The sequence below is a fragment of the Aquitalea aquatilis genome (genome assembly GCF_005155025.1).
GTDB classification, from domain to species: Bacteria; Pseudomonadota; Gammaproteobacteria; order Burkholderiales; family Chromobacteriaceae; genus Aquitalea; species Aquitalea aquatilis.
On the sequence record NZ_CP039731.1, the window covers coordinates 2,024,330 to 2,050,313 of the forward strand.

The window sequence follows — 25,984 nt, forward strand, 5'->3', positions numbered from 1 at the left end:
GGGTGAGCGCGGCGCAGCGTTGTATGATGTTGGCAAATTTCACCGGATTGTGCCATGGCAACCCTGCTACGCCCCCTTGTCTTCACCGCTGCCCTGCTGAGCTGCACCCTGGCCAGCGCTTCCAGCATTGTCACCTTCAGCCCGCAAGGTGAGATCAAGACCGTCAGCCAGGTGCGCGCCAGTTTCAGCGACAGCATGGTGGCGCTGGGTAACAGCGCTGCCGCCGCGCCATTCAGCTGGTCGTGCTCGCTCAAGGGCCAGGGCCACTGGGTGGACGACAAGACCTGGGTGCTGGACATCAGCGCCATGCCGCCGGCCAATACCGACTGCCGCTTCAATCTCAAACCCGGCCTGAAAGACATGCAGGGCGGCGTGCCTGGCGGTGTGCGGCAGTTCCGTTTCTTTACCGGGCTGCCGGTCATCAGTAATAGCTGGCCTGATCCCGGCCATATCGAGGAAGATCAGGTCTTTGCGCTGCAGTTCAATGCACGGGTGGTCGAGGCCGGCCCCTTGTTCTGCCTGTCTTCTGCTTCGCCGGAGCGCTTGCCCGCGCAGCCGGTCAGTGCGGCCGAGCGCGGCATCCTGCTCAAGCATCTGCGGCTGGAGAACGAGGCCGCCAGCGTGGCCACCGTGCGCTGCAGCCAGCGCCTGCCAGCGGATAGCAAGCTGACCTTGCTGCATCCGCGCGGCAATGCAATGGCGGACAAGCTGAATTTCCAGGTGCGGCCGCCCTTTACTGCCGCCCTTAGCTGCCAGCGCGAAAATGCGCGCGGTGCCTGCATTCCCTTTGCCTCGATTACTCTCAACTTCACTTCGCCGGTACCGGAAAAGCTGGCCATGGCCATCCGGCTGCGTGGCAGTGAGGGTGAGCGCAAACCGGCAGCGGTGAAAAACAGCCATGGCGAACCGGTGGACAGCGTGCGTTTCGATCCACCGTTTCCGCCACTGGAAAACTTCAGCCTGGTGTTGCCGGACAAGCTGCGTGACGAGGTGGAGCGCCCGCTGGCCAATGCTGCCCGCTTTCCGCTGGCGGTGAAGCTGGCCGACTATCCGCCACTGGCCAAGTTTGCCGCTGCCCCCTTCGGCATTATCGAATCCGGCCCGGATGCCGCCCTGCCCATTACCCTGCGCGGGGTGGAAGCCGGCCTGAACATCAAGACGGTGCAACTGGGCGGGCAGGCGCTGCGCTTGTCCGACGACCGGCAGATGCTGCAATGGCTGAACAAGGTGGAGCGCTATCATGAGTCGCGCATTCCCAACAAGGCGGGCAAGGAGGTGGAAAGCCGGCGGCTGTCACTGCTGAGCCACGAGCGCGCCGCGCAGCCACTGAAGCTGCCCACCCAGCCGGATGCCCAGGGCAAATGGCCGTTCGAGGTGGTGGGCATTCCGCTGCCCAAGCCGGGCCTGTACGTGGTGGAGGTGTCCTCGCGCCTGTTGGGCAAAGCGCTGCTGGCTGCCGACAAGCCGATGTATGTGCGCACGGCGGCCCTGGTCAGCAATCTGGCGGTGCATCTGAAGCGCTCGCCGGAAAATGCGGCGGTGTGGGTGACTACCCTGGACAAGGGGCGGCCGGTGCCGGATGCGCACATCGCCGTGTATGACTGCAAGGGCGCCACCCTGTGGCAGGGCCGTACCGACAGCAAGGGCGTGGCCTTTGTCGGCAGCCGGCTGGACGAGGGCAGCTGCGAGCACGGCGACGAGCAGTCTTCCGGCTTGTTCGTCACTGCCCATGCCCGTGATGCCCAGGGCAATGAGGATGTGTCCTTTGTCCGTTCCGGCTGGAACCAGGGCATCGAGTCCTGGCGTTTTCCCTTCCCCACGCGCAGCGACGCCGCCCCGGCCCTGCTGGCGCACAGCATTCTGGACCGCAGCCTGTTGCGTGCCGGTGAAACCGTGTCGATGAAGCACCTGCTGCGGGTGCAAAGCAGCCGTGGCCTGTCGTTGCTGAAAGCCGGACAGCTGCCGCAGCAGTTGCGCATTGTGCACGATGGCAGCAGCGACGAATTCGTGCTGCCGCTGAGCTGGCGGCAAGGGCGCTATGCCGAAAGCAGCTTTACCCTGCCACGCGAGGCCAAGCTGGGTGAATACACCCTTTATCTGGAACGCAAGGGCAGTCGCAGTAGCGGGGACACGGGCCAGGCATCGAGTCCCGAGCTGGATGGCTACTCGCTGCACAGCGGTAGTTTCCGGGTGGAAGAGTTCCGGCTGCCGGTGATGCGTGGCCGGATCAGCAGTGCGCGTGACGCCGGCATTGCCGCCAGCAGCCTGCCGTTGAACGTGTCGCTCAGCTGGGGCAACGGCGGCCCGGCCAAAGGCTGGCCGGTGGAAGTCAGCGCCATGCTGACGGAAAGCTATGGCCACTGGAAGGGCTACGACGACTACAACTTTTCTGCGCCGCAACGCAGCCGCGAACAGCGCGACAGTTCGCTGGATGGCAAGGTGGTGCTGGACAAGGCCGCCGTGGTGCTGGATGGCAACGGCAACGGCAAAACCATGGTCAACGGCCTGCCCAAGCTGGACCGCCGCTACGATCTGCAGGCCGAAGCCGCCTATCGCGACCCGAATGGCGAGGTGCAGACCATCAGCCGTCGCCTGGCGCTGTGGCCATCCGCCCTGCAACTGGGCATCAGCGTGGAAAGCTGGATGAACAGCGGGCGCGAAGTCCCGCTCAAGGTGGTGGTGCTGGATACCACCGGCAAGCCGGTGGCTGGCCGCAAGGTGCAGGTCAGCCTGCGTGAGCATCGCTATCTGTCCAGCCGCAAGCGGCTGGTGGGCGGCTTTTACGCCTGGGAACACAATGAAGAAGTCGCGGACAAGGGCCAGGTGTGCAGCGGTAGTAGCGATGCCCGTGGTCTGCTGTTGTGCGATATCAGCCTGAAGGATGCCGGTGAAATGGAGCTGGTGGCCCAGGCCCAGGATGACAAGGGCAATCTGGCGCAGGCCGCCCAGCAAGTATGGGTGAGCGAGCATGACGAGCTGTGGTTCGATGTCGACAACAACGACCGCATCGATGTGCTGCCGGAGAAAACCGACTACGCCCCCGGCGATATCGCCCGCTTCCAGGTGCGCATGCCTTTTCGCAAGGCCACGGCCTGGGTCGGCATCGAGCGCGACGGCATCATGGAAACCCGCGTGCTGGAACTGGAAGGCAAGCAGCCGGTGATCGAACTGAAGGTCGAGCCGGACTGGACGCCCAATGTTTATGTGTCGGTGCTGGCCATCCGTGGCCGGGTGCGCGAAGTGCCGTGGTATTCCTTCTTTACCTGGGGCTGGAAAACACCGGGCGAGTGGTGGGATGCCTACTGGCATGAAGGGCGGGATTATACCCCGGCCACGGCGCTGGTGGATCTGGCCCGGCCGGCCTTCAAGTACGGCATTGCCGAAATCCGCGTCGGTGATGCCGCCAAGCGGCTGGCGGTGGAAATCAGCCCGCTGCGCAAGAGCTATGGCATCCGTCAGCCGGTTGAGGCCGACATCAAGGTCAAGCTGCCCAATGGCAAACCGGCACCGGCCGGCACCGAAGTGGCTTTTGCCGCGGTGGACGAAGCCCTGCTCGAGCTGCAGCCCAATCGCAGCTGGGAGCTGATGCAGGCCATGTACCAGCGCCACAGTTACGGGGTGGAAATCGCCACGGCGCAGCAGCAGGTGGTGGGCAAGCGTCACTTTGGCCGCAAGGCCTTGCCGCCGGGTGGTGGTGGCGGCAAGGCACCCACCCGCGAACTGCTGGACACCCTGCTCAGCTGGCAGCCGCGCGTGGTGCTGGATGCCAATGGCCACGCCCGGGTGCGTTTCAATACCAATGACGCCCTCAGCCGCTTCCGCCTGGTGGCGGTAGCCGATGTCGGGCGCGACCAGTTCGGCACCGGCGAGGCCGGCATCAATGTGGTACAGGATGTGCAGATCAGCGCTGGCATTCCGCCGCTGGTGCGCAATGGCGACCAGCTACAGGCTGGCATCACCGTGCGTAATGGCAGCGATCATCCCTTGCAACTGCAAGTTCAGGCTGCGGCCGAAGGCTTGCCCTCACTGCCGCCGCAGGCCATCAGCCTGCCGGTGGGCGAGTCGCGCTGGGTGAGCTGGCCGGTGACCGTGCCGGCCGAGCTGTCGCAGCTGAAATGGCAATTCCAGGCCAGCGAGCGCAATGGCAAGGCCAGCGACCGGCTGGCAGTAGCCCAGCCGGTGGAGCCGGCTGTGCCGGTGACGGTGGAGCAGGCCAGCCTGCAACGACTGGCTCCGTCCCTGTCGCTGCCCGTGGCCTTGCCACCTGCAGCCCTGCCGGGGCGCGGGGGCTTGCGCATCAAGCTGCAGGACCGCCTGGGCAGCAGCTTGCCGGCGGTGCGGCGCTGGTTTGCCGAATATCCCTATCACTGCCTGGAACAACGTAGCGCGGTGGCGCTGGGGCTGGGCGACAAGGCTGCCTGGCAGGTGCTGGGGCAGGAGCTGCCGCTGTATCTGGATGGCAACGGCCTGGCGGCCTACTTCCCGCTGGGCGAGGGCGCGGCCGACCGGGGCAGCGATATCCTGACTACCCATTTGCTGGCCGTGGCGCACGAAGCCGGGGCCAGCCTGCCGCAAGCCGGCAGCCAGCGCATGCTGGACGGGCTGACCGCCTTTGTCGAAGGCCGCATCAAGCGCGAGCTGTTGTCCTCGCACCAGGATCTGGATGCGCGCCGGCTCAGTGCCATGGAGGCGCTGGCGCGCTATGGCCGCTTCCGTCCGGCCATGCTGGAAGTGCTGGAACTGAACCCGCAGAAAATGAGCACGGCGATGCTGCTGGACTGGCTGAGCCTGCTGGATCGCGCTGCCACCATTCCCCAGCGCGCCAGCCGGCTGGTGGAAGCGACCAATCTACTGCGGGCGCGGCTGACTTATCAGGGCAGCCACATGGGCTTTACCACCGAGGCCGCCGACAATGCCTGGTGGCTGATGGGCAATGGCGATGTCAATGCCGCACGCCTGTTGCTGCTGGCCAGCCGTCGCCCGGAATGGCAGGCCGATGTGCCACGCCTGCTCACCGGCCTGCTGGCGCGGCAGAACAAGGGCCACTGGCAGACCACCACGGCCAATCTGTGGGGCAGCCTGGCAGTGGCGCAGTTCTCGCGCCAGTTTGAAAGCACCCCGGTCAGCGGCAGCAGCACGCTGAGTCTGGAAGGCAGCAGCCAGAAGCTGAGCTGGCCGCAGGCTGGCAATCAGGCCGCCGTGTTGTTGCCGTGGCCGGCTGGCGGACGCGGCACGCTGCAACTGAGTCATCAGGGCAGCGGTGCACCCTGGGCCACGGTGCAGGCCGAAGCGGCGATGGTGTTGAAGAGCCCGCGCTACGCCGGCTACAGCATACGCAAGACGCTGACCCCCATCAGCCAGCACACTGCCGGCCGTTATCAGGTGGGTGATGTGGTCAAGGTGACGCTGGAGATCACCGCGCAGAGTGATATGAGCTGGGTGGTGGTGGATGATCCGATTCCGGCCGGAGCCAGCATCCAGGGCAGCGGGCTGGGTCGGGATTCGCAAATCGCCGGCGCGGCCGCGCGGCAAGGCGACAGTGCCGATTATGTCGAGCGGCGCTTTGCCGGTTATCGCGCCTATTACGGTTTCGTGCCGCGCGGCAGCCTGAAAGTGGAATACAGCATGCGGCTGGGCAATGCCGGGCTGTTCCAGTTGCCCCCGACCCGGGTCGAGGCGCTGTATGCGCCCGAGGTGTTCGGCATGTTGCCCAATGCAGCTTTCCGTGTGATCGATGGCCAGTAAGGGAGGGCGTGGCGCGCTGTTGCTGGCGGCGCTGCTGTTGAGCGGCCCCTGCCTGGCGCTGCCCGGCTTTGCGCAAGTGAAGGCGGCATGGCGCTCGTCGGATGTCATCGTGCAAGACCGCCACGGCCAGCCGCTGCAGCGCTGGCGGGTGGACAAGCAGGGGCGGCGACAGGACTGGGTCAGCCTGGTCGATACCTCGCCGGCCTTGCGTCAGGCGCTGGTGCTGTCGGAAGACAAACGCTTCTACCAGCACAGCGGGGTGGACTGGTCCGGGGTGGCTGCCGCGGCCTGGGGCAATCTGTGGAATACCCGTACCCGTGGTGCCTCCACCCTCACCATGCAGCTGGCCGGCTTGCTGGATCAGCAACTCAAGGCCGGGCGCAATGGCCGCAGCCTGTGGCAGAAAATGGGCCAGAGCTGGTCTGCCGCCGAACTGGAACAGCACTGGAGCAAGGCGGAAATCCTGGAGGCTTACCTGAATCTGGTGGCCTTCCGTGGCGAGCTGGTCGGCCTGTCTGCCTTGTCGTCCACTCTGTTTGGCAAGCTGCCTTCCGGGCTGAACCAGGAAGAATCCGCCATCACCGTGGCGCTGATCCGCGCCCCGAATGCAGCAGTGGAAAAGGTGTCGGCCCGCGCCTGCCAGCTGCTGCACGATCTGGGCCAGTCAGCACGTTGCGATGTGGTGGCCATCCATACCAGCCAGGCGCTGGCGCGCAGCCGCGCCGCCAATCCGCAGGCCGAGCAGGACGCGCCGCACTTTACCCGCAAGCTGTTGCAGCGCCAGCCCATGGCGCAGGGCGGGGTGGTGCGCAGCACGCTGGACCAGCCCCTGCAGCGTTATGCCACTAGCGTGCTGCGCCGGCAATTGGCCGCACTGGCGCAGCGCAATGTGCAGGATGGTGCGCTGGTGGTGCTGGACAATGCCAGCGGCGACATCCTGGCCTGGGTGGGTTCCAGCGGTGCCGCGCTGTCCAGTGCGGCCGAGGTGGATGGCGTCACGGCGCTGCGCCAGGCCGGTTCCACCCTGAAGCCCTTTCTGTATCAGCTGGCCTTGCAGCGTCGTTATTTGACTGCGGCCTCCTTGCTCAATGACAGCCCGCTGGATTTGCAGACCGGCAGCGGCTTGTATGCTCCGCAGAATTACGCCAAGGATTTCAAGGGTCTGGTGTCGGCGCGCACCGCGCTGGCGGCCTCGCTGAATGTGCCGGCAGTGCGGGTGATCAAAATGGTCGGGCCGCAGGCGCTGCGCGACCGTTTGACGCAGCTGGGGCTGAGCAGCCTGCAACAGGACGGCGAGTATTACGGCTACAGCCTGGCGCTGGGGGCGGCCGACATCCGCCTGCTGGAACTGGCCAATGCCTACCGCACCCTGGCCAACCAGGGGCGTGCCTCGGCATTGCGCTGGACCATGGCCGATCCGCCGCCGCGCTGGCAGCGGCAGCTGGATGCCGCCAGCAGCTTCATCATTGCCGACATCCTGTCCGACCGCACCGCCCGCGCGCGCACTTTTGGTCTGGACAGCGTGCTGTCCACCCGCTACTGGAGCGCGGTGAAAACCGGCACCAGCAAGGACATGCGCGATAACTGGGCGGTGGGTTTCTCGCGCCAGTTCACCGTGGCCAGCTGGGTGGGCAACAGCAATGGCGAACCGATGTGGGATGTGTCCGGCATGCATGGTGCCGCACCAATCTGGATGGCCGTGCTGGACAAGGCGCAAAGCAGCACCGGGCCATCGCTGCCACCGTCAGTGCCGGCCGGCGTGGTGCGTCAGTTGGTACGTTACCGTGGTGGCGAGGAGGCCGAGCGCCAGGAGTGGTTTCTGGCGGGCAGCCAGCGCAGCCTGATCGAGAGCGCGGACAGCAAGGCCACGGCGCAAAGCCCGGGCATCGTGTCCCCGCTGGATGGCAGCATTTTTGCCATCGATCCGGATATTCCACCGGCCAATCAACGGCTGCTGCTGCGCGCTCGTGGTGTGGTGGCGGCACAGTGGTGGCTGGATGGCAAATGGCTGGGCAAGGGCGCGGCCTTGCGCTGGTTTCCCTGGCCGGGCCGGCACCGGCTGGAGCTGCGCGATGGCAAGGGCAACAAGGTGGAGGCCGTCGGCTTCGAGGTGCGGGGTGCCATGCTCAAGCCGCCAGCCCGGCCGCCGGGGCGCAGCACGCCCCCCGGCATGCCGCACTAGGGCGGCAGGGCCTGCACTGCAATACAGATCGCGTCGACAGGCCCTGGCCAGCGGCTTCAGCGCTGCCAGTTCAGCTGGGTCCAGCCGTGCTGGGCAGCCACTGCCGCCAGTTTCGGGTCGGCATTCACGGTATGGGCCTGTTCCACTGCCTGCAGCAGCGGCACATCGTTGATGGAGTCGCTATAGCCATGGCTGCCTGCCAACGCAGCCCCGTGCTGCGTCAGCCAGTCTTGCAGGCGCAGCACCTTGCCGTGTTGATAGGTCAGCACGCTATGGGTGCGGCCGGTATAGCAGCCATCGTGGGTTTCCAGGCAGATGGCCAGAAAGTCGTCCGCCCCCAGAAAGCGTGAAATCGGCCCCACCAGATGCTCGCCAGTGGCAGAAATCACCAGCAGGGTGCGCCCCTCCGCCTTGTAGCGCGCCAGTGTTTCCCGCGCGGCCGGAAAGACGATGGGCGCGATCTTGTCGGCGATGAAGCGTTCCACCCACTCGGCCATGTCCGCCATGCTGCGGCCCTGCATCGGCTGCAGGGTGAATTCCATATAGTCTTCCATGCGCAGTTCGCCACGGCGGTAGGCTGCCATCAGCTCGGCCTCGCGCGGCAGCATGTCGGCAGCGGCCAGGCCGTGTTCCACCATGAATTGCAGCCACAGGCTGGAGCTGTCGCCGTCAGTCAGGGTGTCGTCCAGATCAAAAATGGCCAGCATCAGCGTACCTCGCGCATGTCGTCGCGGCTGATTTGCAGCCTGACTTCGGTGCCGGCGGGCATCAGGTCGCTGGCCGTGCGGTTCAGCCGGTCTACCTGCAGGGTGATGCCGGCGCTTTCAATCTGGTAGCGGATGATATTGCCCAGCAGCTGGTGCTGGCGGATGGTGCCGGCCAGGGTGCCATCCTGCTGGCTGTGGCCGTCCAGCACGTGAATGGATTCCGGGCGGATGGCCAGGTGGCCGCTGATGTTCAGCCCCAGCAGGCGGTTGGTGTCGGCAGCGCCCAGCAGGTTGTAATTGCCCATGAAGCGGGCGACAAACTCGGTGGCCGGTTCGGTGTAGACGATTTCGGCGCGGCCTTCCTGCTCCACCTTGCCCTGGTTCATCACGAAGATGCGGTCGGACATGGTGAGCGCTTCTTCCTGATCGTGGGTGACGAAAATGGTGGTCAGGCCAAGGCGGCGCTGGATGTCGCGGATCTGCTCGCGCAGGTTTTTGCGGATGCGAGCGTCCAGTGCCGACAAGGGTTCGTCCAGTAGCAGGATGCGTGGCTCCACCACTAGCGCGCGCGCCAGTGCCACCCGCTGACGCTGGCCGCCGGACAATTCGTGCGGGTAGTGGCTCTCCTTGCCGGACAGCTCCACCAGCTTGATGACCTCGGCCACCTTGCGCTTGATGTCATCGGCCGGGCATTTGCGCATTTTCAGGCCAAAGCCGATGTTCTGCGTCACGTTCATATTGGGAAACAGCGCATAGCTCTGGAACACCATGCCGATGCCGCGCTTTTGTGCGGCCTGGTGGGTGATGTCCTCGCCGCCGACGCAGATGCGGCCGGAGGTAGGGGTTTCAAAGCCGGCGATCATGCGCAGTACCGTGGTCTTGCCACAGCCGGAGGGGCCGAGGAAAGTCACGAACTCGCCCTGTTCGATACTCATGTTGAAGTCGTGCACCACGACGTGGTCGTCGAAGCGCTTGTGCAGATTATTGATGGTGAGATAGGCCATGCTGGTTCCTTGAGTTCTGTCTGTGCTCAGGCCGTCTTGCGGGCCGGGCGGGCATTGCGGGCGAATACCTGGATCAGCCCCATCGAGGCCCAGGTCACCATGAAGGCGATGATGGCCAGCGCCGAAGGCTCGTAAGCCCGGTTGGCACCAATCAGCTGCAGATAGGGGCCGAAGGCCGGGCGGCCCAGCAGGCTGGCCATGGTGAATTCGCCAATCACTACCGCAAAGGTGAGAAAGGCGCCGGACAGGATGGCCGATTTCACATTGGGAAAGATCACCTGCAGCAGGATGCTGGGCCAGCTGGCACCCAGGCTCTCGGCCGCTTCGGTCAGCGTGCGCACGTCGATGGCCCTGAGGCCGGCATCGACGGAGCGGTACAGATAGGGCAGCGCCAGCGTGACATAGCTGCACATCAGCAGCAGGTCGGTGGCGCGCTCGTTGCCGGTCAGCGGCAGCCAGGAGCTGCTGTTGTACAGCTTGAGGTAGCCAAACACGATGACGATGGCCGGAATCACCAGCGGCAGCAGGGTGATGAACTCCACCAGCGGCCGCAGCCGTGGCAGTTTCAGCTGAATCCAGTAAGCGGTGGGCACCACCAGCAGGATGCCGACGATGATGGTGAGCACCGCCATCAGCGTGGAATAGCCAAAGGTAGCCTGAAAGCCGGGGTCGGCCAGCACCACCTTGTAGGCCTCGAAGCTGTAGCCGTCGCGGTTCATCTTCAGGCTGAATTCGAAGGTAGCGATCAGCGGCAGTACAAAGTAGAGGGTGCCGATGGCAATGGCCACCCAGGCGCCCAGTCGGGATGTCGATTTCATTCACGCCCCCTTTCGGCGCGGCTGCGCAGCCAGATATAGCCGGCATTGGACAGGCCGGTCACCACGATCATGCCCAGAGCCAGGGCGTAGCCCAGGTTCTGGTCGTGCAGCACGTCGCCGCGAATCTGCGCATACAGCAGGATGGGCACGATGTTGAGCGAGCTGCCGGTGAGCGCATAGGCCGTGGCCACCGCGCCAAAGGCATTGGCAAACAGCAACAGCGCCGAGCCCATGATGCTGGGCCACAGAATGGGCAGGGCAATATGCCACCAGTAGGCCACGCTGCTGCCGCCCAGGCTTTCGCAGGCTTCGCGCCATTCGGCACGCAGGCCATCGATGGCCGGGGTGACGATCAGCACCATCAGGGGAATCTGGAAGTACAGGTAGGTCAGCGTGAGGCCCAGAAAACTGAGAATGGAAAAACCGCTGCCGTAGAGGTCAATGTCGGCATAGTTGCGCAGCAATACCGTCACCAGGCCCATGCGGCCCAGGGTGGACAGGAAGGCGAAAGACAGGGGAATGCCGGCAAAGTTGGAAGCCACGCCGGAAAAGGTCATCAGCGTGGGGCGTATCCATTGCGGCAGGCCGCCCTGAATGGCGGCCAGCGCCAGCGCCAGACCGATTACCGTGCCGCCCAGCGCCGAGGCAGCGCTGACTTCAAAACTGATCCAGTAGGCCGACAGAATGCTGTCGTCGAACAGTTTGGCGATATTGCCCAGGGTGAAATGGCCGTCGGCATCCTGAAACGCGCCTATCATCAGCGTGGCGGTGGGCAGGATCAGAAACAGCAATGCAAACAGGAAAAACGGTGCCACGCCCAGCCAGTTGAGCGAAGACAGCGTCAGGCCCTTGCGGATCTGGCCTGTCCCGGGCTCGGGATGGTGGGTGAGGGAATCGGGTGAAGTACTCATCCGTGGTGCAGCCTCGTGTACAAGGGAGTGCCCGGCATCAGCAACGGTGGAGCCGGTGGGCTGCCGCTGCCTTGCTGTTGTACTGCCACGCGGGCAGGGTCGGGTCTGGTCCCTGATGGGTGGGATCAAAAACCGTCATGGCCGTTTGCACGGCCATGAGGTCTGGGTGCTCAGATGCTGGCGGGCTTACTTGACGTTGCTGCCCACCACGCTGTCCCACTGTTTGGTGATGGTGGCCTTGTACACTTCCTGTTGTTCCAGGGTGGGGAACACGGCCTTTTTGTAGCTGGCGGCAGCCGGCAGCTTGGACAGCAAGTCAGCCGGTACTTTCTTGCGCGCAGCCAGGTCGTTGAAACGGCTCGGGTGGCAATAGCCCTTCAGCCAGCCCAGTTGGCCTTCGTCGGAGTACAGGTATTCCATCCACAGCTTGGCGGCATTCGGGTGCGGGGCGTAGGCGCTGATGGCCTGTACATACACGCCAGCCACCACGCCGGATTTCGGCACCACTACAGCCACTTTCGGGTTGCCCTTCAGGGTGTCGCGGTCGGCCAGGGCGTTGTAGTCCCAGCGTACGATGATGGGGGTAGTGCCCTGGGCCAGCGAGGCAGCCTTGCCGATCACCGGCACGAAGTTGCCGCTCTTGTTCAGCTGCGAGAAGAATTTCAGGCCGGCATCGGCGGCCTTGGCCGGGTTGCCACCTGCTTGCGACAGGCCGGCAGCGTACACGCCCATGATGGCCTGGTTGGCGGTGCGCGGGTCACCGGCCAGCGCCACAGCGTTCTTGTATTCCGGTTTCAGGAGGTCAGCCCAGTCGGCCGGTACTTTCTTGATGATGTCGGTATTCACTTCGAAGGCCAGCACGCCGTAGTAGTCGCCGTACCAGAAGCCATCCTTGTCCTTCACTTCAGCCGGAATGCTGTTCCAGGTGGAAACCTTGTACGGCTGGATCAGGCCAGCGGCCTTGGCCTGCGGGCCGAAGGACAGGCCAACGTCGATCACGTCCGGCGCTTGCGGGCCCTTATTGCCCTTGTTGGCCTTGATGGCTTCGATTTCATCGCCGGAGCCGGCGTCCGGATTCAGTTCGTTCACCTTGATGCCGTATTTGGCCTTGAAGCCGGCCACCAGGTCGCCATAGCCACACCAGTCATGCGGCAGGCCGATGGTGGTGAGCTCGCCTTCCTGTTTTGCCGCCTTGATCAGGCTGTTCAGATCCTGTGCATGCACAGCGGAAGCACCAACACTCAGTGCGGACAATACAACTGCGGCCATCAGCTTCTTGTTCATTGGTTCCATCCTTTGGACTAGGTCAATATGAGCAGGGCGATCATAGGCAGTGCAGGTGACGAAATGATGTGAGGCAAGTTTCAGTTCCGTGTCTATTGTGTGAAGTCTTGCGTGCGACCTGTTTTGGTCATATTCCGACATGCTGTCGCAGGCTTGTCATTTGAGTTTGCTAAACACTAAGCTCCAGTCAAATCAATATGGACTAGTCCAGAGCATGTCAGTAGAAAATAACCAGACACAAGTCGCCCGGATAAGACAGTCCCTGCTGGCACAGATCGAAGGCGGACTGCTGCCGCCCGGCGGCAAATTGCCGTCCGAACGCAGCTTGTCCGAGCTGTTCGATACCACCCGTATCACCCTGAAGGATGCTCTGCTGGCGCTGGAGGCCGAAGGCTGCATCTACCGCGAAGACCGGCGTGGCTGGTTTGTCGCCCCGCCCCGGCTGGAATACAACCCGCAGTACCGGGTGCATTTCCAGCAGATGGTGCAACAGCAGCAGCGGCGGGTGGATACCCGGGTGCTGTCGGTGCGCAGCATGGTGGCGACACCGGCGATGAGCCAGCGGCTGCAATTGTCGGCGCTGGCGCGGGTGTTGCAGATTTGTCGCCAGCGCAGCCTGGATGGCCGCGTGGTGATGTATGTCGAGCACTATCTGAAGCCGGAATGCTTTCCCGGCATCATGAACGAAGACCTGTCGCAATCGTTGACCGAGCTGTACCAGACGCGTTACGGCCTGCATTACCGCCGTTCGCGCTTCGACATCACTCCGACAGCCGCGCGCGGCGAGGTGGCACAGGCACTGATGCTGGCCGATGGCAGCCCCATCCTGCGCATCACCCGCATCAACTACGACCAGCAGCAGCGCATCATTGATTGCGATGTCGAGTACTGGCGGCACGATGCCATCCGCTTGTCGGTGGACAGCCAGTTGCCGACAGAGCCAGGTGATCTGGGTATTACGGTCATGCCAATGGGTTGATGTGTGAATTATTTGTCATTTTTGTCATGAATTAACAATTGCACACAGTTCCATTACAAATGCTTACCAAGCGATACAGCATGGCTACAGACCGGCAATGACTGCGTGCGACATGCTGCAAGCAGTTCCTCATTTCCGGAGAGCATTCAATGAAAGCGCAAATCCTGCGTAGTGGCCGCTGGCTGATGCTGGCCGCCGCTGTGTCTGGCCTGAGTGCCTGCGTGGTGGTTCCGCCGCGCACCCAGGTCGTCTACAAGCCCGCCCCGGTGGCTGTCGCCCCGCACTGGAATCCTGCCGAACACCCCTATTACGGCCATGCCATGAGCGATCTGCGCCAGGCGCGTGCTCTGCTGGCGCGTCCGGATGTGCAGCCGGTGCAGGATGACGAGCGCTGGGCCGTCGGTGCCATCGATGCCGCCCTGAAGGAAATGACCCAGGCCTCGATCCAGGACGGCAAGAACCCCTGGCAGCCACAACCCATCGATACCCGGCTGAACCCCACCGACCGCTTCCATCAGGCCCTGCAATTGCTGGAACAGGCCCGGCGCGATGCCAGCCACCGCGAGGATGATCCCTGGGTGCGCGATCTGCAGGGGCGCATCCTGCATCACATCGACGATGCTCACCGCGCCACCCAGCAAGCCATTGCCGACGCACTGCGTTGAGCCAGGCTGTCATACCGATTTACCGCAACAATAAAAAACGTCGCTTGCAATCAAGGAGAGCAACCATGTTGATCCTGAAGAAATCTGTCGCCAACCTGCTGCTGGCTGGCTTGGCCCTGTTGGCAACGGGTACGGCGATGGCCGACGACTGGCACGGCAATGACTGGCGCCCGGACATGCAGCGCGAGTGGCGAGAGGGCATGCCCTGGCGCTTCGAGCAGCACCACTGGCAGCCGGAGCAGCATCCTTACTACAGCCATGCCATGACCGACTTGCGCATCGCCCGCGATTTGCTGTCCCGTCCGGACCAGCCGCGTGTCGAGCAGGGCGAGCGCCGTGCCGTGGAAGCCATCAACCAGGCCCTGCATGCCATGCATGATGCGGCTATTGATGATGGCAAAGACCCCTTCCAGCGCATGCCGCCGGATGCACAGTACCGCCCGGACGACCGTTTCCATCAGGCGCTGCGCCTGCTGGACAAGGCCAGGCAGGATGCCAACCATGAGGAAGACGACCCCTATCTGCGCGGCCTGCAGCATTACATCATCGGCCAGATTGCTGTTGCCCAGCATGCTGTGAATGACGCCATCAACGAAGCATTGCGCTAAGACTCGCTAACAAAACCCCCGCGCCTGCGTTGCGTCTCCTTGCCGTACTCTTGGTACTGTCTGGGTCGGCGCGCCCTGGCCCGGGTTCTCTGCGAGGTTTTGTTCGCGGCGTTAAACCCTCACCGCTGCGTCCCCCCGCCACCGCCCGACTGTCGCGGGGGTTTTTACTGCCAGGCGGGCGGCTTGCCGCCAAGTTGCCGGTTTTGCGCTACCATGCCGGCTGTTTGATGTTGACCAAGGATGCAACCATGACCCGCCTGCTTGTCCTCTATAGCGGAGGCACCATTGGCATGGACCACAGCCCGGATGGCCTGGCCCCGGTGCCGGGCCTGCTGCCACGGCTGCTGGAACGTTTTCGCACGCCGGCGCTGGATTTCGATGTGCTGGAATACCCGCAGCTGATCGACTCGTCGGCCATCATGCCGGCGCAGTGGCAGCAACTGCTGGATGACCTGATTGCCCGCTATGCCGACTACGACGGCTTCGTGGTGATCCACGGCACCGACACCATGGCCTATACCGCCAGCGTGCTGGCCTTTGCCCTGCAAGGCCTGGCCAAGCCGGTCATCGTCACCGGTTCACAACTGCCGCTGGTGCATCCGCGCTCCGATGGCTGGAGCAATCTGGCCGATGCACTGGAAGCCGCCAGCCAGCCCGATCTGCACGAAGTGTGCATTGCCTTCAATCGCCTGCTGTTGCGCGGCTGCCGTGCGCGCAAGCTGGATGCGGCCAGCTTTGCCGGCTTTGCCAGCCCCAATGCGCCGGCCTTGGCCAGCTTTGGCATCCAGGCCCAGTGGCAGCGCCAGCACTGGCTGACGCGCACTGGCGCTTTTGCCCCGGTAAAGCTGGATGTCTCGCTCAAGCTGGCCACCTTTTTCCTGACTCCCGGCTATGCCAGCACGCTGGCGGGCCAGATCATGCAGGATGGCGAGCTGGATGGCGCAGTGCTGATGAGCTATGGCAACGGCAATACCCCGGCTGATGCGGCCTTGCTCGCTGGTGTGGCCGCGCTGACGGCGCGTGGCGGTGCCGTGCTGAACATCAGCCAGGTGGTGCATGGTGCGGTCGAAGTAGGGGCTTATGCGGCGAGCCAGCCATTGGCGCGGGCCGGGGCGGTGGCCGGGGCAGACCTGACGCCAGAAGCGGCCACAGCCAAGCTGCTGGTGCTGTTGTCGCAGGGTTTGCGTGGCGAGGCCTTGCGCCAGCAGCTGGCTACCCCGCTGCTGGGTGAGAGCAGCTAAGCTTGCCAGGCTAGTCTGTAGTAAAGAACAAGGGCGTGCCTGCGGCACGCCCTTGTTGCTGTCCGGTGCAATAAATTGCCTAAAAAATAAGCGGTCTGATTTTTCATTGCCAGATCAGTAGCTTGCCCATGCTATCCACAAGCCCTCCACACCGTGGTACACGCGGGGTGGGGAAAAACATGGCAACTGCCCAAAAAACAGGCAATGGCAGAAAGCCTGTTACCACTCAATGGTTTAGACAGTTTGTCCACAGCCCACACACAAGGCTGTCCCCTCTGCTTGTGTAAAACCGTGTGCTACCGCGCAGGAGGGCTGGCTTGGTGTGGACGGCTGGCTGCTGCCTAAAAAAGCAGCAGGTCAGGAAAAGTCCATTTCTTTCAGTGCTTTGCTTCAGTTGCCCACAGGCGGTGCACAAGCCTGTCCCCGCCTGCTGTGCAAAACCATGGCCAACAGCCAGTTTCAGCGGTGGAGAGCGCCAGCAGGCTGCATAAAATGGCCATTGCCTAAAAAACAGGCAGTCAGTAAAACCCTGTCGCGTTTCATGCACTTAGCCAACTTGCCCACAGACCGTGCACAAGGCTGTCCCCGCGCCATGTGTAAAACTGCGGCGACGCTGCCAGGCACAGGCAGGCAGCAGGAAACGGGTACTTGCCTAAAAAACAGGCAGTATAGAGAAGGCTGATTGCTTTCAGCGACTTAGCCTGTTTGTCCACAAGCCACGCACAAGGCTGTCCCCGCTGGCTGTGCGAAACCGTGCACCGTGTGCAGAAATGCGCGGCAACACTACTGGCAGGCTGCCATCCCGACGTATAATCAGACTCTTTGCCGGTGCCGTGCCGTGTCAGTCATCAGAATCGCCGTGATCGGGCCGGAATCCTGCGGCAAGAGCACCTTGTCGCTGCAGCTGGCAGCCGCCTTGCGCAGCCAGGGCTTGCGCGCCGTGGCCGTGGCCGAATATGCGCGCACCTATTACGCCGAACGGGACTACCAGGTGAGCATGGCCGATATCGAAGCCATTGCCGCCGGCCAGTTGCAGGCCGAACAGGACGCGGCAGCAGGGCAGGACTGGCTGGTGTGCGATACCACGGTGCTGACTTGCAAGATCTGGGCCGATGTGGCGTTTGGCCAGCCTTCGCCGGCCCTGCTGCAGCTGTACCGGCCACAAGACTATGGGTTCACCTTGTTGACCGCGGCCGACATCCCCTGGCAGCCGGACCCGCTGCGCAGCCATCCCCAGCAGCGCGACTGGTTGCTGGGTTTGTACCAGGCCGAGCTGGCGCGGCAAGGCGTGGCATATACCCTAGTGCAGGGCGGGCAGGCCGCACGGCTGGCGCAGGCCTTGCAGGCGCTGGGCCGCGCAGATTTGCCTAAAAAATAAGCAGTAGTGACAAAGCCTTTATATTTCATGGCCTTGTCCCCATTTTCCACAGCTACCCCACAGCCCTGTCCCGCAGGCAGGTGGAAAAGCGGCAGTACCTGCCTAAAAAACAGGCACTGCGAAAAATGGCTTTTCGCTCAAACAGTTGCAGGTCTTGTCCACAGCCGGTGCACAAGCCTGTCCAGAATGGATGTGTAAAAATGAATGAAATCTACAAACTGACTACCGAATACATCGCCCTGTGCGATCTGCTGAAAAGCTGCAGCGTGTGTTCTTCCGGTGGCGAAGCCAAGCATTTCATCGCCGAAGGCAATGTAGCGGTGAATGGCGTGCAGGAATTGCGCAAGACCTGCAAGATCCGCGCCGGCCAGGTGGTGAGCGGGCAGGGCTTTACCATCAAGGTGCTTGCTGCCTGATGAGCGAGCCGCTTCCGTTGGCGCCAGATGCTGCCGATCCCATGCCGGAGCCGCCGTTCGAGGTGAGCGACGACATGTGCTGCGGCAGCGGCTGTGATCCCTGCATTCTCGACACCTATCAAGCCGAACTGCGCGACTACCGCAGCCGGCTGGCCGCCTGGCAGGCGCGGCAGCCGTTACGGCAGAACAAGGACGGACAATAAGCCATGGCCAGTATCGATCTGCATTTTCATTCGCACGCCTCCGATGGCGCGCTGCCGCCGGCCGAGGTGATTGCCCGTGCCGCTGAGCGCGAGGCCACGCTGGTGGCGCTGACCGACCACGATTGCACGCGCGGGCTGGCCGAAGCCCGTGCTGCCGCCGCGACCCATGGCGTGGATTTTCTCGACGGGGTCGAGGTATCGGTCACCTGGAATGGCAAGCACACCGTGCATATTGTCGGCCTGGGCATCGACCCCGAGCATGCCGGCCTGCTGGCCGGTCTGCAGTCCATCCGCGATGGCCGGGTGGAGCGTGCCCGCGAAATGTCCGACTCGCTGGCCCGTATCGGTATCCACGGTGCTTTCGAAGGGGCGATGGCGGTATGCGAAAACCCGGAAATGATAGGCCGTACCCACTTTGCCCGTTTCCTGGTGAATAGCGGCGAGGTGAAAGATGTCCGCACCGTGTTCCGCAAATACCTGACGCCGGGCAAGCCCGGCTATGTGCCGCATGAATGGACCAATCTGGCCGATGCAGTAGGCTGGATCGTCGCCTCCGGCGGCATGGCGGTGATCGCCCATCCCGGCCGTTACGATATGGGCCGCACCCTTACCGAGCGGCTGATCCTGGATTTCAAGGACGCTGGTGGTCGTGGCATCGAAGTGGCCAGTGGCAGCCACAGCCTGGACGATATGCACAAGTACGCGTTGATTGCCCAGCGCTACGGCCTGCTGTCCAGTGCCGGCAGCGATTTTCACGCGCCGGGCGAAGGCGGCCGCGACGTGGGCCGCACCGATGACCTGCCGCCCATCTGCCAGCCGGTGTGGCAGGCACTGCAAGAGCGCATCATCCGCGCCCCACGCGCGGCATAAACCAACACAAAAGCACACACATGGCACAGTTCTTCATGATTCACCCGGACAATCCGCAGGCGCGGCTGATCCGGGAAGCGGCGACCATCCTGCGGGGCGGCGGGGTGGTGGTGTATCCCACCGACTCCTGTTACGCGCTGGGCTGCATGCTGGGTGACAAGAAGGCGATGGAGCGCATTCTGGCCATCCGCCAGATCGAGCTCAAGCATCACCTGACCCTGGTCTGTCACAACCTGTCGGAGCTGGCCAACTACGCCCGCGTCGACAACAGCCAGTTCCGCCAGCTCAAGGCCGCCACGCCGGGCAGCTACACCTTCATCCTGCAGGCCACCAAGGAAGTGCCGCGCCGCACCTTGCATCCCAAGCGCGCCACCATCGGCCTGCGCGTGCCGGACCACAAGGTGGCGCTGGCCCTGCTGGAAGAGCTGGGCGAGCCCATCCTGTCCTGTACCCTGCTATTGCCGGGCGATGACGAGCCACTGACCGACCCGTATGAAATCCGCGAACGGCTGGAGCACAGCGTGGATGCGGTGATTGACGGCGGCTGGTGCGGCACCGACCCCACCACGGTGATCGACATGACCGACGGCGTGGAACTGCTGCGTCGCGGCAAGGGCGACCCGGCCGTTTTCGGTTTATAGCCAGCCCGGCTGGAACCATGGCCGGCTGTCCCCATCTAGTAGTGGTTCATCTTACCCAACCAGAAAAGAAGCTATGGGCGATACCTCTCAACTGATCCAGCAGATCAGCATCTATGCCTTGCCGGTGCTGCTGGCCATTACCCTGCACGAAGCCGCGCATGCCTATGCCGCCAAGCGTTTTGGCGATGCCACCGCCTATATGCTGGGGCGCATGACGCTTAACCCGCTCAAGCACATCGACCCGGTCGGCACCGTGCTGCTGCCCCTGCTGTCGCTGATGATGGGCGGCGTGCTGTTTGGCTGGGCCAAGCCGGTGCCGGTGAGTTTTGGTGCCTTGCGCAATCCGCGCGTCGGCATGCGCTGGGTGGCGGCAGCCGGCCCGCTGGCCAACTTTGTCATGGCGGTGATGTGGGTCTTGCTGCTGAAACTCGCCATCATGATGAACAACAGCTATTCCGAACCGCTGGCGCTGATGAGCAAGGCCGGCATCAATATCAACGTCATGCTGATGGTGCTCAACCTGCTGCCACTGCTGCCGCTGGATGGCGGGCGCATCGTGGAAAGCCTGCTGCCGCCGGGCCTGGCCTACAAGTATTCCCGGCTGGAACCCTATGGCATGTGGATACTGATCGCGCTGATCTTTACCGGCGCGCTCATGCCGCTGCTCAATCCGCTGCGCCAGCTGGTGTATCATCTGCTCAGTCTCTTTTTCTAACTGGAATCCGCTCCATGTTTGCCAACCGCATCCTTTCCGGCATGCGCCCCACGGGCAGCCTGCACCTGGGCCATTACCACGGCGTCATCAAGAACTGGGTAGAGCTGCAGAGCAGTCACGATTGCTATTTCATGGTGGCCGACTGGCACGCCCTCACCACCAATTACGATAATGTCTCCATCATCGAAAAGAGCATCTGGGACATGGTGATCGACTGGCTGGCCGCCGGTGTCGACCCGGACAAGGCCACGGTATTCCTGCAGTCCAAGGTGCCGCAGCATGCCGAGCTGCACCTGGCGCTGTCCATGGTGACCCCGCTGTCCTGGCTGGAGCGCGTGCCCACCTACAAGGACCAGATCGAAAAACTGTCCACCAAGGATCTGGGCACCTACGGCTTCCTCGGCTACCCGCTACTGCAGGCCGCCGACATCCTGGTGTACAAGGCCGGGCTGGTGCCGGTGGGCGAAGACCAGGTGCCGCACATCGAACTGACCCGTGAAGTGGCACGCCGCTTCAACAATCTGTTTGGCCGCGAACCCAATTTCGACGAACTGGCCCAGGCCGCCGCCAAGAAAATCGGCAAGCAGGGCAAGCAGTTCATGCAGCAGCGCACTGCTTATTTGCAGGACGGCAACGCCGAAGCCTTGCAAGCGGCGCGCGAGATTCTGGCTGCCAGCCAGAACCTGGGCGTGGCCGACCGCGAACGCCTGGCCGGCTGGCTGGAAAACAAGGGCAAGACCATCCTGCCAGAGCCAGAAGCTAAGCTGACCGCCGCCTCGCGCATGCCGGGCCTGGACGGGCAGAAGATGTCCAAGTCCTACGGCAACACCATCACCATGCGCGAAGCGCCGGAGCTGGTGAGCAAGAAGGTCAAGGCCATGCCGACCGATCCGGCCCGCGTGCGCCGTACCGATGCCGGCAATCCGGAGAAATGCCCGGTATGGCAGCTGCATCAGGTGTACAGCGATCACGAAACCCGCGAATGGGTGAAGCAGGGCTGTACCAGCGCCGGCATCGGCTGTCTGGATTGCAAGCAGCCGGTGATCGAAGGTGTGCTGCGCGAACAGCAACCGATGTTCGAGCGGGCCGAGCAGTATCTGTCCCACCCGGACCGGGTCAAGGAAATCGTGTTCGAAGGCTGTCGCCGTGCCGAGAAAGTGGCCAAGGAAACCATGACCGACGTGCGCGCGGCCATGGGGCTGGGTTTCTAAGCGCAGCTGACAAAACCCCTGTTGCGGTGTCGCGCCTCCTGTCTGCGTCGGCGCGCCTTGCGCCAGGGGCGCTATGCTAATTTGTCAGCCGCACCATGCTGTAGCAGCGGTGGTGGATGGAAAAAAGCCGGAACAAACGTTCCGGCTTTTTCATTTTCTGGGGAAGGTACTACCCCAAGCGGATCTCCATATGGCTTGTCATGCGGCTTTTTCTCTATGAGGAATTTGGGGTAGCGCGCAGTGTGTATGTGGAGGTGAGTGGCAGGGAAGCGGAGATTCGAACCGATATGCCCGATCCCTCGTTGGCACGCGCCGACGGAATGGCCACGGTCAAGGTTTTAAGCCACCGCATGTCTGAGAGGTGTGACGATAGCGCGCCGCGAGTTCGGTGGCGCCTTGGCCGTGGTCGGGCAGGCGGAAATACGCGGGCCGTCGAGGTCGCCTGGGGTTGCAAGGGGGCTGGCGAGGCCGCCCCGCCATACGATGCAAGCACGTTGTCCGGCGCGTACCAACGAGGCATGGGGGTATCCTGCTTTTGCCTGGCGGCTCAGTGCTCCATCCGTGGCAGGAAGATTTCCGCCAGCATGCAGCGACAACTGCCACCCCCTACCGCTTCGATGGTGGGAATGGGGTTGACCACCGGCTGGCCGTGCCGCTCCAGTACCCGCTGCTGTTGCGGGGTGAAGCCGTCCCAGGCGCGTTGCGACATGGCCAAGAGCGGGGTGCCATCCTGCGCCGCCAGTTGCAGGATATTGCCGCAGAAGTGCTGTTCTACCTGCTGATGACTGATGCGGATCACCTCGTGGGTGGATTCCAGCGCCTCCAGCACCCGGCGTCGTTCTTCCGGCTGGTACAGGCTGTCGGCGCAGATCACCGCGATGTCCTGCCCCACCGACATCATCACATTGCTGTGATAGATGGGCACGCCGTGGCTGTCGGCGGTGTCGAACAACTGGACATCTTCCAGCCCGCGCAGCCTGGCGTAGCGATACAGTGCCAGCGGGTGGCAACGCTGCGAGCGGGCGGCATATACACGGTGGCGGGCGTGGTCGAAAATCATCACCCCGGTGCCTTCCAGAATCAGCTGCTCCTCCCAGGGATGGCCAATCCAGCTGATCTGGTTGATCTGATAGCCATGGCCCAGCAGCAGTCGCGCCAGTTCTTCCACCCGGCGCTCCTGGCGGCGGTTGGGGGTATGCATGGGGTAGACCTGCAGGCTGCCATCGGCACTGGTGCTGAACCAGTTGTTGGGAAACACCGCATCCGGGGTGGCAATGCCATCGGGGCTTTTTTCCAGCACCATCACCTGCAGGCCGTGCTGTTGCAGGCGCTGTACCATAGCCTCGAATTCGGCGAGAGCCAGTGCGGTGACCTCGGCCGGTGCCAGCTGCAGCCGGTGCTGGAACACATTGTCGGCACCGGTTTGTTCGTTGAAGGCAAAGTCGACCGGGCGCACCATGACCACGGCGCGAGCCAGTTGTGCTTGTGCCGGACGGGTCAGTGACAGGGGGGCGACCCAGGGCAGATTCTGATTTCCCATGTAATGGTTTCGGAGGCAAAGTGTGGAGGGTGCTGGTATAGTAGCCAGACCTATATCAAACAAAAAGTTGGATTTGTTTGACATCTCCATAATGATTTGGAATGGATTTTCATCTAGCCGCCCTCAAGGCCTTTGTCAGTGCCGCGCGCGAGTCTTCATTTTCGCGGGCCGCCGACTGCCTGCACCTCACCCAGCCCGGCCTGTCCAAGCGCATCCGCAGCCTGGAGGATGCCCTGCGGGTGGAGCTGTTCGACCGCATCGGCCGGCGCACGGTGCTGACCGAGGCCGGGCGCGCTTTCCTGCCCTATGCGCTGCGCATCCTGGCCGAAGCCGAAGAGGCCGGCCAACTGCTGCGCAGCCTGCTGCCAGCGCAGATCGGCAAGCTGCATCTGGCGACCACCCAGCACATCGGCTTGTACTACCTCAAGCCGCTGCTGGCGGAGTTTGTGCGCCAGTATCCGGGCATTGATCTCACCGTGGATTTCAAGACCTCGGCGGAAACCCACAAATTGCTGTGTCAGGGCGAGCTGGAACTGGGCTTCATGTCCGAACCGCCGCTGCATGAGCAGGCGCTGGAGTATGTAGAGGTGCTGAACGAGCGGCTGTGCTTTGCCGTGGCACAGCAGCATCCGCTGGCCTTGCTCGAGGCGCTGACGCTGCAGGATCTGGCACGCTATCCGGCGCTATTGCCCGGCAGCAATACCCGTTGCCGCCGGCTGATCGAAAACCTGTTTCAGCAGCATGTCACCCCGCTGGATGTGCGCGAGCCGTCCAATTATCTGGAAGCCCTGCGCATGCTGGTGGAGGCCGGGCTGGGCTGGAGCGCCCTGCCCGAGGTGATGATCAGCAGCGGTCTGTGCCGGCTGCCTTTGCAGTCATACGAGCCAGCTCGCACCATCATGCTGGCCTATCACCGCAAAGTGAGCCTGTCCGGCCCGGCCCGGCTGTTTCTGGAATGGCTCAAAGACCACCCGCCTGGCTTACACTCTGTCGCATGAGCACCTTGACCACCGCCACCGATTTCACCCTGACTGCACCGGAACTGCCGGCCGGCCTGCCCATTGCCCATGTCTTTGGCCAGCCGGTGCTGGAAGTGCCGCAGGATCTGTTCATTCCCCCCGATGCCTTGCAGGTGATTCTGGAAAGCTTCGAAGGCCCGCTCGACCTGTTGCTATACCTGATCCGCAAGCAGAATCTGGATGTGCTCAACATTCCCATGGCCGACATCACCCGCCAGTACATGAGCTATGTCGATGCCATGCAGGGCGAGCGGCTGGAGCTGGCGGCCGAATACCTGCTGATGGCGGCCTTGCTGATTGAAATCAAGTCGCGGCTGCTGCTGCCACGCCCGCAGCTGGACGAAGAGGGCGAAGTGGACGACCCGCGCGCCGAACTGGTACGCCGCCTGCTCGACTACGAGCAGATGAAGCTGGCCGCGCTGGCGCTGGACAAGCTGCCACAGGCCGACCGCGACTTTGCCTGGCTGGCCGTGCTGATCGAGCAGGGCGCCGAAGCGCGCCTACCCGATGTGGCAGCGGTCGATCTGCGCCAGGCCTGGCTGGCGATTTTGTCGCGGGCCAAGCACAAGCGCAGCCACAAGGTGGAAAAGGACGAACTGTCGGTGCGCGAGCAGATGAGCTGGATCCTGCGTTATCTGGCCGAACGCGAGTACGTGCCGTTCGAGGAACTGTTCGAAGTCGACAGGGGCGTGCCACACCTGGTGGTCAACTTCATCGCCGTGCTGGAACTGGTGAAGGAAGGGCTGATCAAGGTCAGCCAGGAAGTCGCCTACCAGCCGATTTACGTGCGTATCGCCATCAGCTGATGGCCGCGACTGTTGCGCGCATGACAGTAACGCGTCAATTGACCGTGCTGCTTGGCGGGAAATCAGGTAAAATCCGCGCCTTCCCCGCGCAATGTATATTTTTTCGCCCCCAGTCCTGTGCGCAGGCCGGGCGAGACCTGGTCCGATGTCCACCATCACCGACTTAAACTATCTCAAGATCGTGCTGGAAACGGCATTGTTGACCGCGACGGAACCCTTGTCGGTATCCCAGCTCAAAAAGCTGTTTACCGAAGACATCAAGGCCACCCTGCTGAACGACATTCTGGAAGACATCCAGTCTGACTGGCGTGGCCGTGGTGTGGAGCTGGTGAAACTGGCCAGCGGCTGGCGCTTTCGGGCACGGGCCGAGTTCACACCCTACCTGTCACGGCTGAATCCGGAAAAACCGCCGCGTTATTCACGCGCCGTGATGGAAACCCTGGCGATTATCGCCTACAAACAACCTGTTACCCGTGGTGATATCGAATCCATTCGTGGCGTATCGGTGTCCACCAGCGTGATGCAAACCCTGCTGGAGCGGGGATGGATTGAAGTAATCGGGCACAAGGACGTGCCCGGCCGGCCGGGGCTGTATGCCACCACCCGCAAGTTTCTGGATGATCTTGGCTTTGTTTCGCTAAGGGACCTGCCACCACTGGCAGACTTGGGAACACTGGTCATACCCGATGCCCAGCCACAAGAGATCGGCAGCGATGAAGCCGAAGACACTCTCCCCCTCGACGATGAGGCGGACAATCTGGAGCCACAGGCAGAATAGGCTGGACGCCGTTTTGCTGTGCGCTCGTACTGAAAGAGCATGATTTATGTCTACCAAAGGACAAAACAACGCCCGCCAGCCGGTGGCGCGTGTAAAGGGCCGCGAATCTTCTCCGCGCCGTCAGCCCGATGCGCCGCGCGGCAACGCCCCGCAGCAACAGGGTCGTGGCAAGCCGGGAGGCTTTGGCAAGGCGCGCAATCCGCAAGACGCGCAAGGCCAGGGTGGCAAGCCGCAGGGCCGTCGTCCTGCTGCACCGCGCGATG

At 63.1% G+C, this 25,984-nt stretch carries 22 protein-coding genes; 16 read left to right on the forward strand and 6 right to left on the reverse strand.

Going from position 1 to position 25,984, the window contains the following annotated elements:
- Positions 1-54: 54 nt before the first annotated feature.
- Together FAZ30_RS09490 and pbpC are read left to right on the forward strand one after the other, a co-directional pair.
- The gene (locus FAZ30_RS09490; RefSeq protein ID WP_137009340.1) at positions 55-5,745 is read left to right on the forward strand and encodes an alpha-2-macroglobulin family protein; all 5,691 of its coding nucleotides are present in this window, start codon (positions 55-57) and stop codon (positions 5,743-5,745) included.
- Positions 5,735-7,927, forward strand: a complete 2,193-nt coding sequence (gene pbpC / locus FAZ30_RS09495) for a penicillin-binding protein 1C (protein WP_137009341.1) — start codon at positions 5,735-5,737, stop codon at positions 7,925-7,927. Before FAZ30_RS09490 ends, pbpC begins: the two co-directional genes overlap by 11 nt.
- A gap of 56 nt (positions 7,928-7,983) precedes the next feature.
- Here the strand turns inward: pbpC and FAZ30_RS09500 are convergent, their stop codons facing one another.
- The 5 genes from FAZ30_RS09500 to FAZ30_RS09520 form a co-directional block, all read right to left on the reverse strand.
- Positions 7,984-8,634, reverse strand: a complete 651-nt coding sequence (locus FAZ30_RS09500; protein ID WP_233578394.1) for an HAD family hydrolase — start codon at positions 8,632-8,634, stop codon at positions 7,984-7,986.
- Positions 8,634-9,638 (reverse strand): ABC transporter ATP-binding protein, encoded by a 1,005-nt coding sequence (locus FAZ30_RS09505; RefSeq protein ID WP_124643035.1) that lies wholly within the window; start codon positions 9,636-9,638, stop codon positions 8,634-8,636. The genes FAZ30_RS09500 and FAZ30_RS09505 overlap by 1 nt, the downstream gene beginning before the upstream one ends.
- Before the next feature lie 26 nt (positions 9,639-9,664).
- Positions 9,665-10,456: an ABC transporter permease gene (locus FAZ30_RS09510; RefSeq protein WP_103524931.1), complete on the reverse strand. Its 792-nt coding sequence runs from the start codon at positions 10,454-10,456 to the stop codon at positions 9,665-9,667.
- Positions 10,453-11,367 carry an ABC transporter permease gene (locus FAZ30_RS09515; RefSeq protein ID WP_124643033.1) on the reverse strand — a complete coding sequence of 305 codons (915 nt, stop codon included), beginning with the start codon at positions 11,365-11,367 and terminating at the stop codon, positions 10,453-10,455. The genes FAZ30_RS09510 and FAZ30_RS09515 overlap by 4 nt, the downstream gene beginning before the upstream one ends.
- A gap of 186 nt (positions 11,368-11,553) precedes the next feature.
- Complete coding sequence (locus FAZ30_RS09520) at positions 11,554-12,651, reverse strand: ABC transporter substrate-binding protein (RefSeq protein WP_124643031.1); 1,098 nt, start codon at positions 12,649-12,651, stop codon at positions 11,554-11,556.
- A gap of 214 nt (positions 12,652-12,865) precedes the next feature.
- Between FAZ30_RS09520 and FAZ30_RS09525 the strand changes: the two genes are divergently transcribed.
- The 11 genes from FAZ30_RS09525 to FAZ30_RS09575 all read left to right on the forward strand — a co-directional run bounded on the left by FAZ30_RS09525 (position 12,866) and on the right by FAZ30_RS09575 (position 21,578).
- A complete protein-coding gene (locus FAZ30_RS09525; RefSeq protein ID WP_124643029.1) occupies positions 12,866-13,630 on the forward strand; it encodes a UTRA domain-containing protein in 765 nt (254 codons plus the stop codon).
- A 149-nt stretch (positions 13,631-13,779) separates the two neighbouring features.
- On the forward strand, positions 13,780-14,295 hold the full coding sequence (locus FAZ30_RS09530) for a hypothetical protein (protein WP_137009342.1): 516 nt from the start codon (positions 13,780-13,782) through the stop codon (positions 14,293-14,295).
- 65 nt (positions 14,296-14,360) lie between these two features.
- Positions 14,361-14,903: a hypothetical protein gene (locus FAZ30_RS09535; RefSeq protein ID WP_137009343.1), complete on the forward strand. Its 543-nt coding sequence runs from the start codon at positions 14,361-14,363 to the stop codon at positions 14,901-14,903.
- A gap of 248 nt (positions 14,904-15,151) precedes the next feature.
- Positions 15,152-16,144 carry an asparaginase gene (locus tag FAZ30_RS09540; protein WP_124643024.1) on the forward strand — a complete coding sequence of 331 codons (993 nt, stop codon included), beginning with the start codon at positions 15,152-15,154 and terminating at the stop codon, positions 16,142-16,144.
- An 838-nt stretch (positions 16,145-16,982) separates the two neighbouring features.
- Positions 16,983-17,522, forward strand: coding sequence for an AAA family ATPase (locus FAZ30_RS09545; protein WP_124643022.1), 540 nt, complete (start codon positions 16,983-16,985; stop codon positions 17,520-17,522).
- Positions 17,523-17,722: 200 nt separating this feature from the next.
- On the forward strand, positions 17,723-17,938 hold the full coding sequence (locus tag FAZ30_RS09550) for an RNA-binding S4 domain-containing protein (RefSeq protein ID WP_124643020.1): 216 nt from the start codon (positions 17,723-17,725) through the stop codon (positions 17,936-17,938).
- Positions 17,938-18,141, forward strand: a complete 204-nt coding sequence (locus tag FAZ30_RS09555) for an oxidoreductase-like domain-containing protein (protein WP_124643018.1) — start codon at positions 17,938-17,940, stop codon at positions 18,139-18,141. The genes FAZ30_RS09550 and FAZ30_RS09555 overlap by 1 nt, the downstream gene beginning before the upstream one ends.
- A gap of 3 nt (positions 18,142-18,144) precedes the next feature.
- Positions 18,145-19,011: a 3',5'-nucleoside bisphosphate phosphatase gene (locus FAZ30_RS09560; protein ID WP_124643016.1), complete on the forward strand. Its 867-nt coding sequence runs from the start codon at positions 18,145-18,147 to the stop codon at positions 19,009-19,011.
- Positions 19,012-19,031: 20 nt separating this feature from the next.
- Entirely contained in the window at positions 19,032-19,652 is a 621-nt protein-coding gene (locus tag FAZ30_RS09565) for an L-threonylcarbamoyladenylate synthase (RefSeq protein WP_124643014.1), read from the forward strand.
- A 73-nt stretch (positions 19,653-19,725) separates the two neighbouring features.
- A complete protein-coding gene (locus FAZ30_RS09570; protein WP_137009344.1) occupies positions 19,726-20,367 on the forward strand; it encodes a site-2 protease family protein in 642 nt (213 codons plus the stop codon).
- A 14-nt stretch (positions 20,368-20,381) separates the two neighbouring features.
- On the forward strand, positions 20,382-21,578 hold the full coding sequence (locus FAZ30_RS09575; protein WP_124643010.1) for a tryptophan--tRNA ligase: 1,197 nt from the start codon (positions 20,382-20,384) through the stop codon (positions 21,576-21,578).
- A 547-nt stretch (positions 21,579-22,125) separates the two neighbouring features.
- Here FAZ30_RS09575 and FAZ30_RS09580 read toward each other — a convergent pair.
- Positions 22,126-23,118: an arginine deiminase-related protein gene (locus FAZ30_RS09580; protein WP_137009345.1), complete on the reverse strand. Its 993-nt coding sequence runs from the start codon at positions 23,116-23,118 to the stop codon at positions 22,126-22,128.
- A gap of 101 nt (positions 23,119-23,219) precedes the next feature.
- Between FAZ30_RS09580 and FAZ30_RS09585 the strand changes: the two genes are divergently transcribed.
- From FAZ30_RS09585 to scpB, 3 genes are all read left to right on the forward strand, one after another.
- Entirely contained in the window at positions 23,220-24,116 is an 897-nt protein-coding gene (locus FAZ30_RS09585; RefSeq protein WP_137009346.1) for a LysR family transcriptional regulator, read from the forward strand.
- Entirely contained in the window at positions 24,113-24,943 is an 831-nt protein-coding gene (locus FAZ30_RS09590; protein ID WP_137009347.1) for a segregation and condensation protein A, read from the forward strand. The genes FAZ30_RS09585 and FAZ30_RS09590 overlap by 4 nt, the downstream gene beginning before the upstream one ends.
- Positions 24,944-25,088: 145 nt before the next feature.
- The gene (gene scpB, locus FAZ30_RS09595) at positions 25,089-25,721 is read left to right on the forward strand and encodes an SMC-Scp complex subunit ScpB (protein WP_137009348.1); all 633 of its coding nucleotides are present in this window, start codon (positions 25,089-25,091) and stop codon (positions 25,719-25,721) included.
- Positions 25,722-25,984 lie beyond the last annotated feature (263 nt).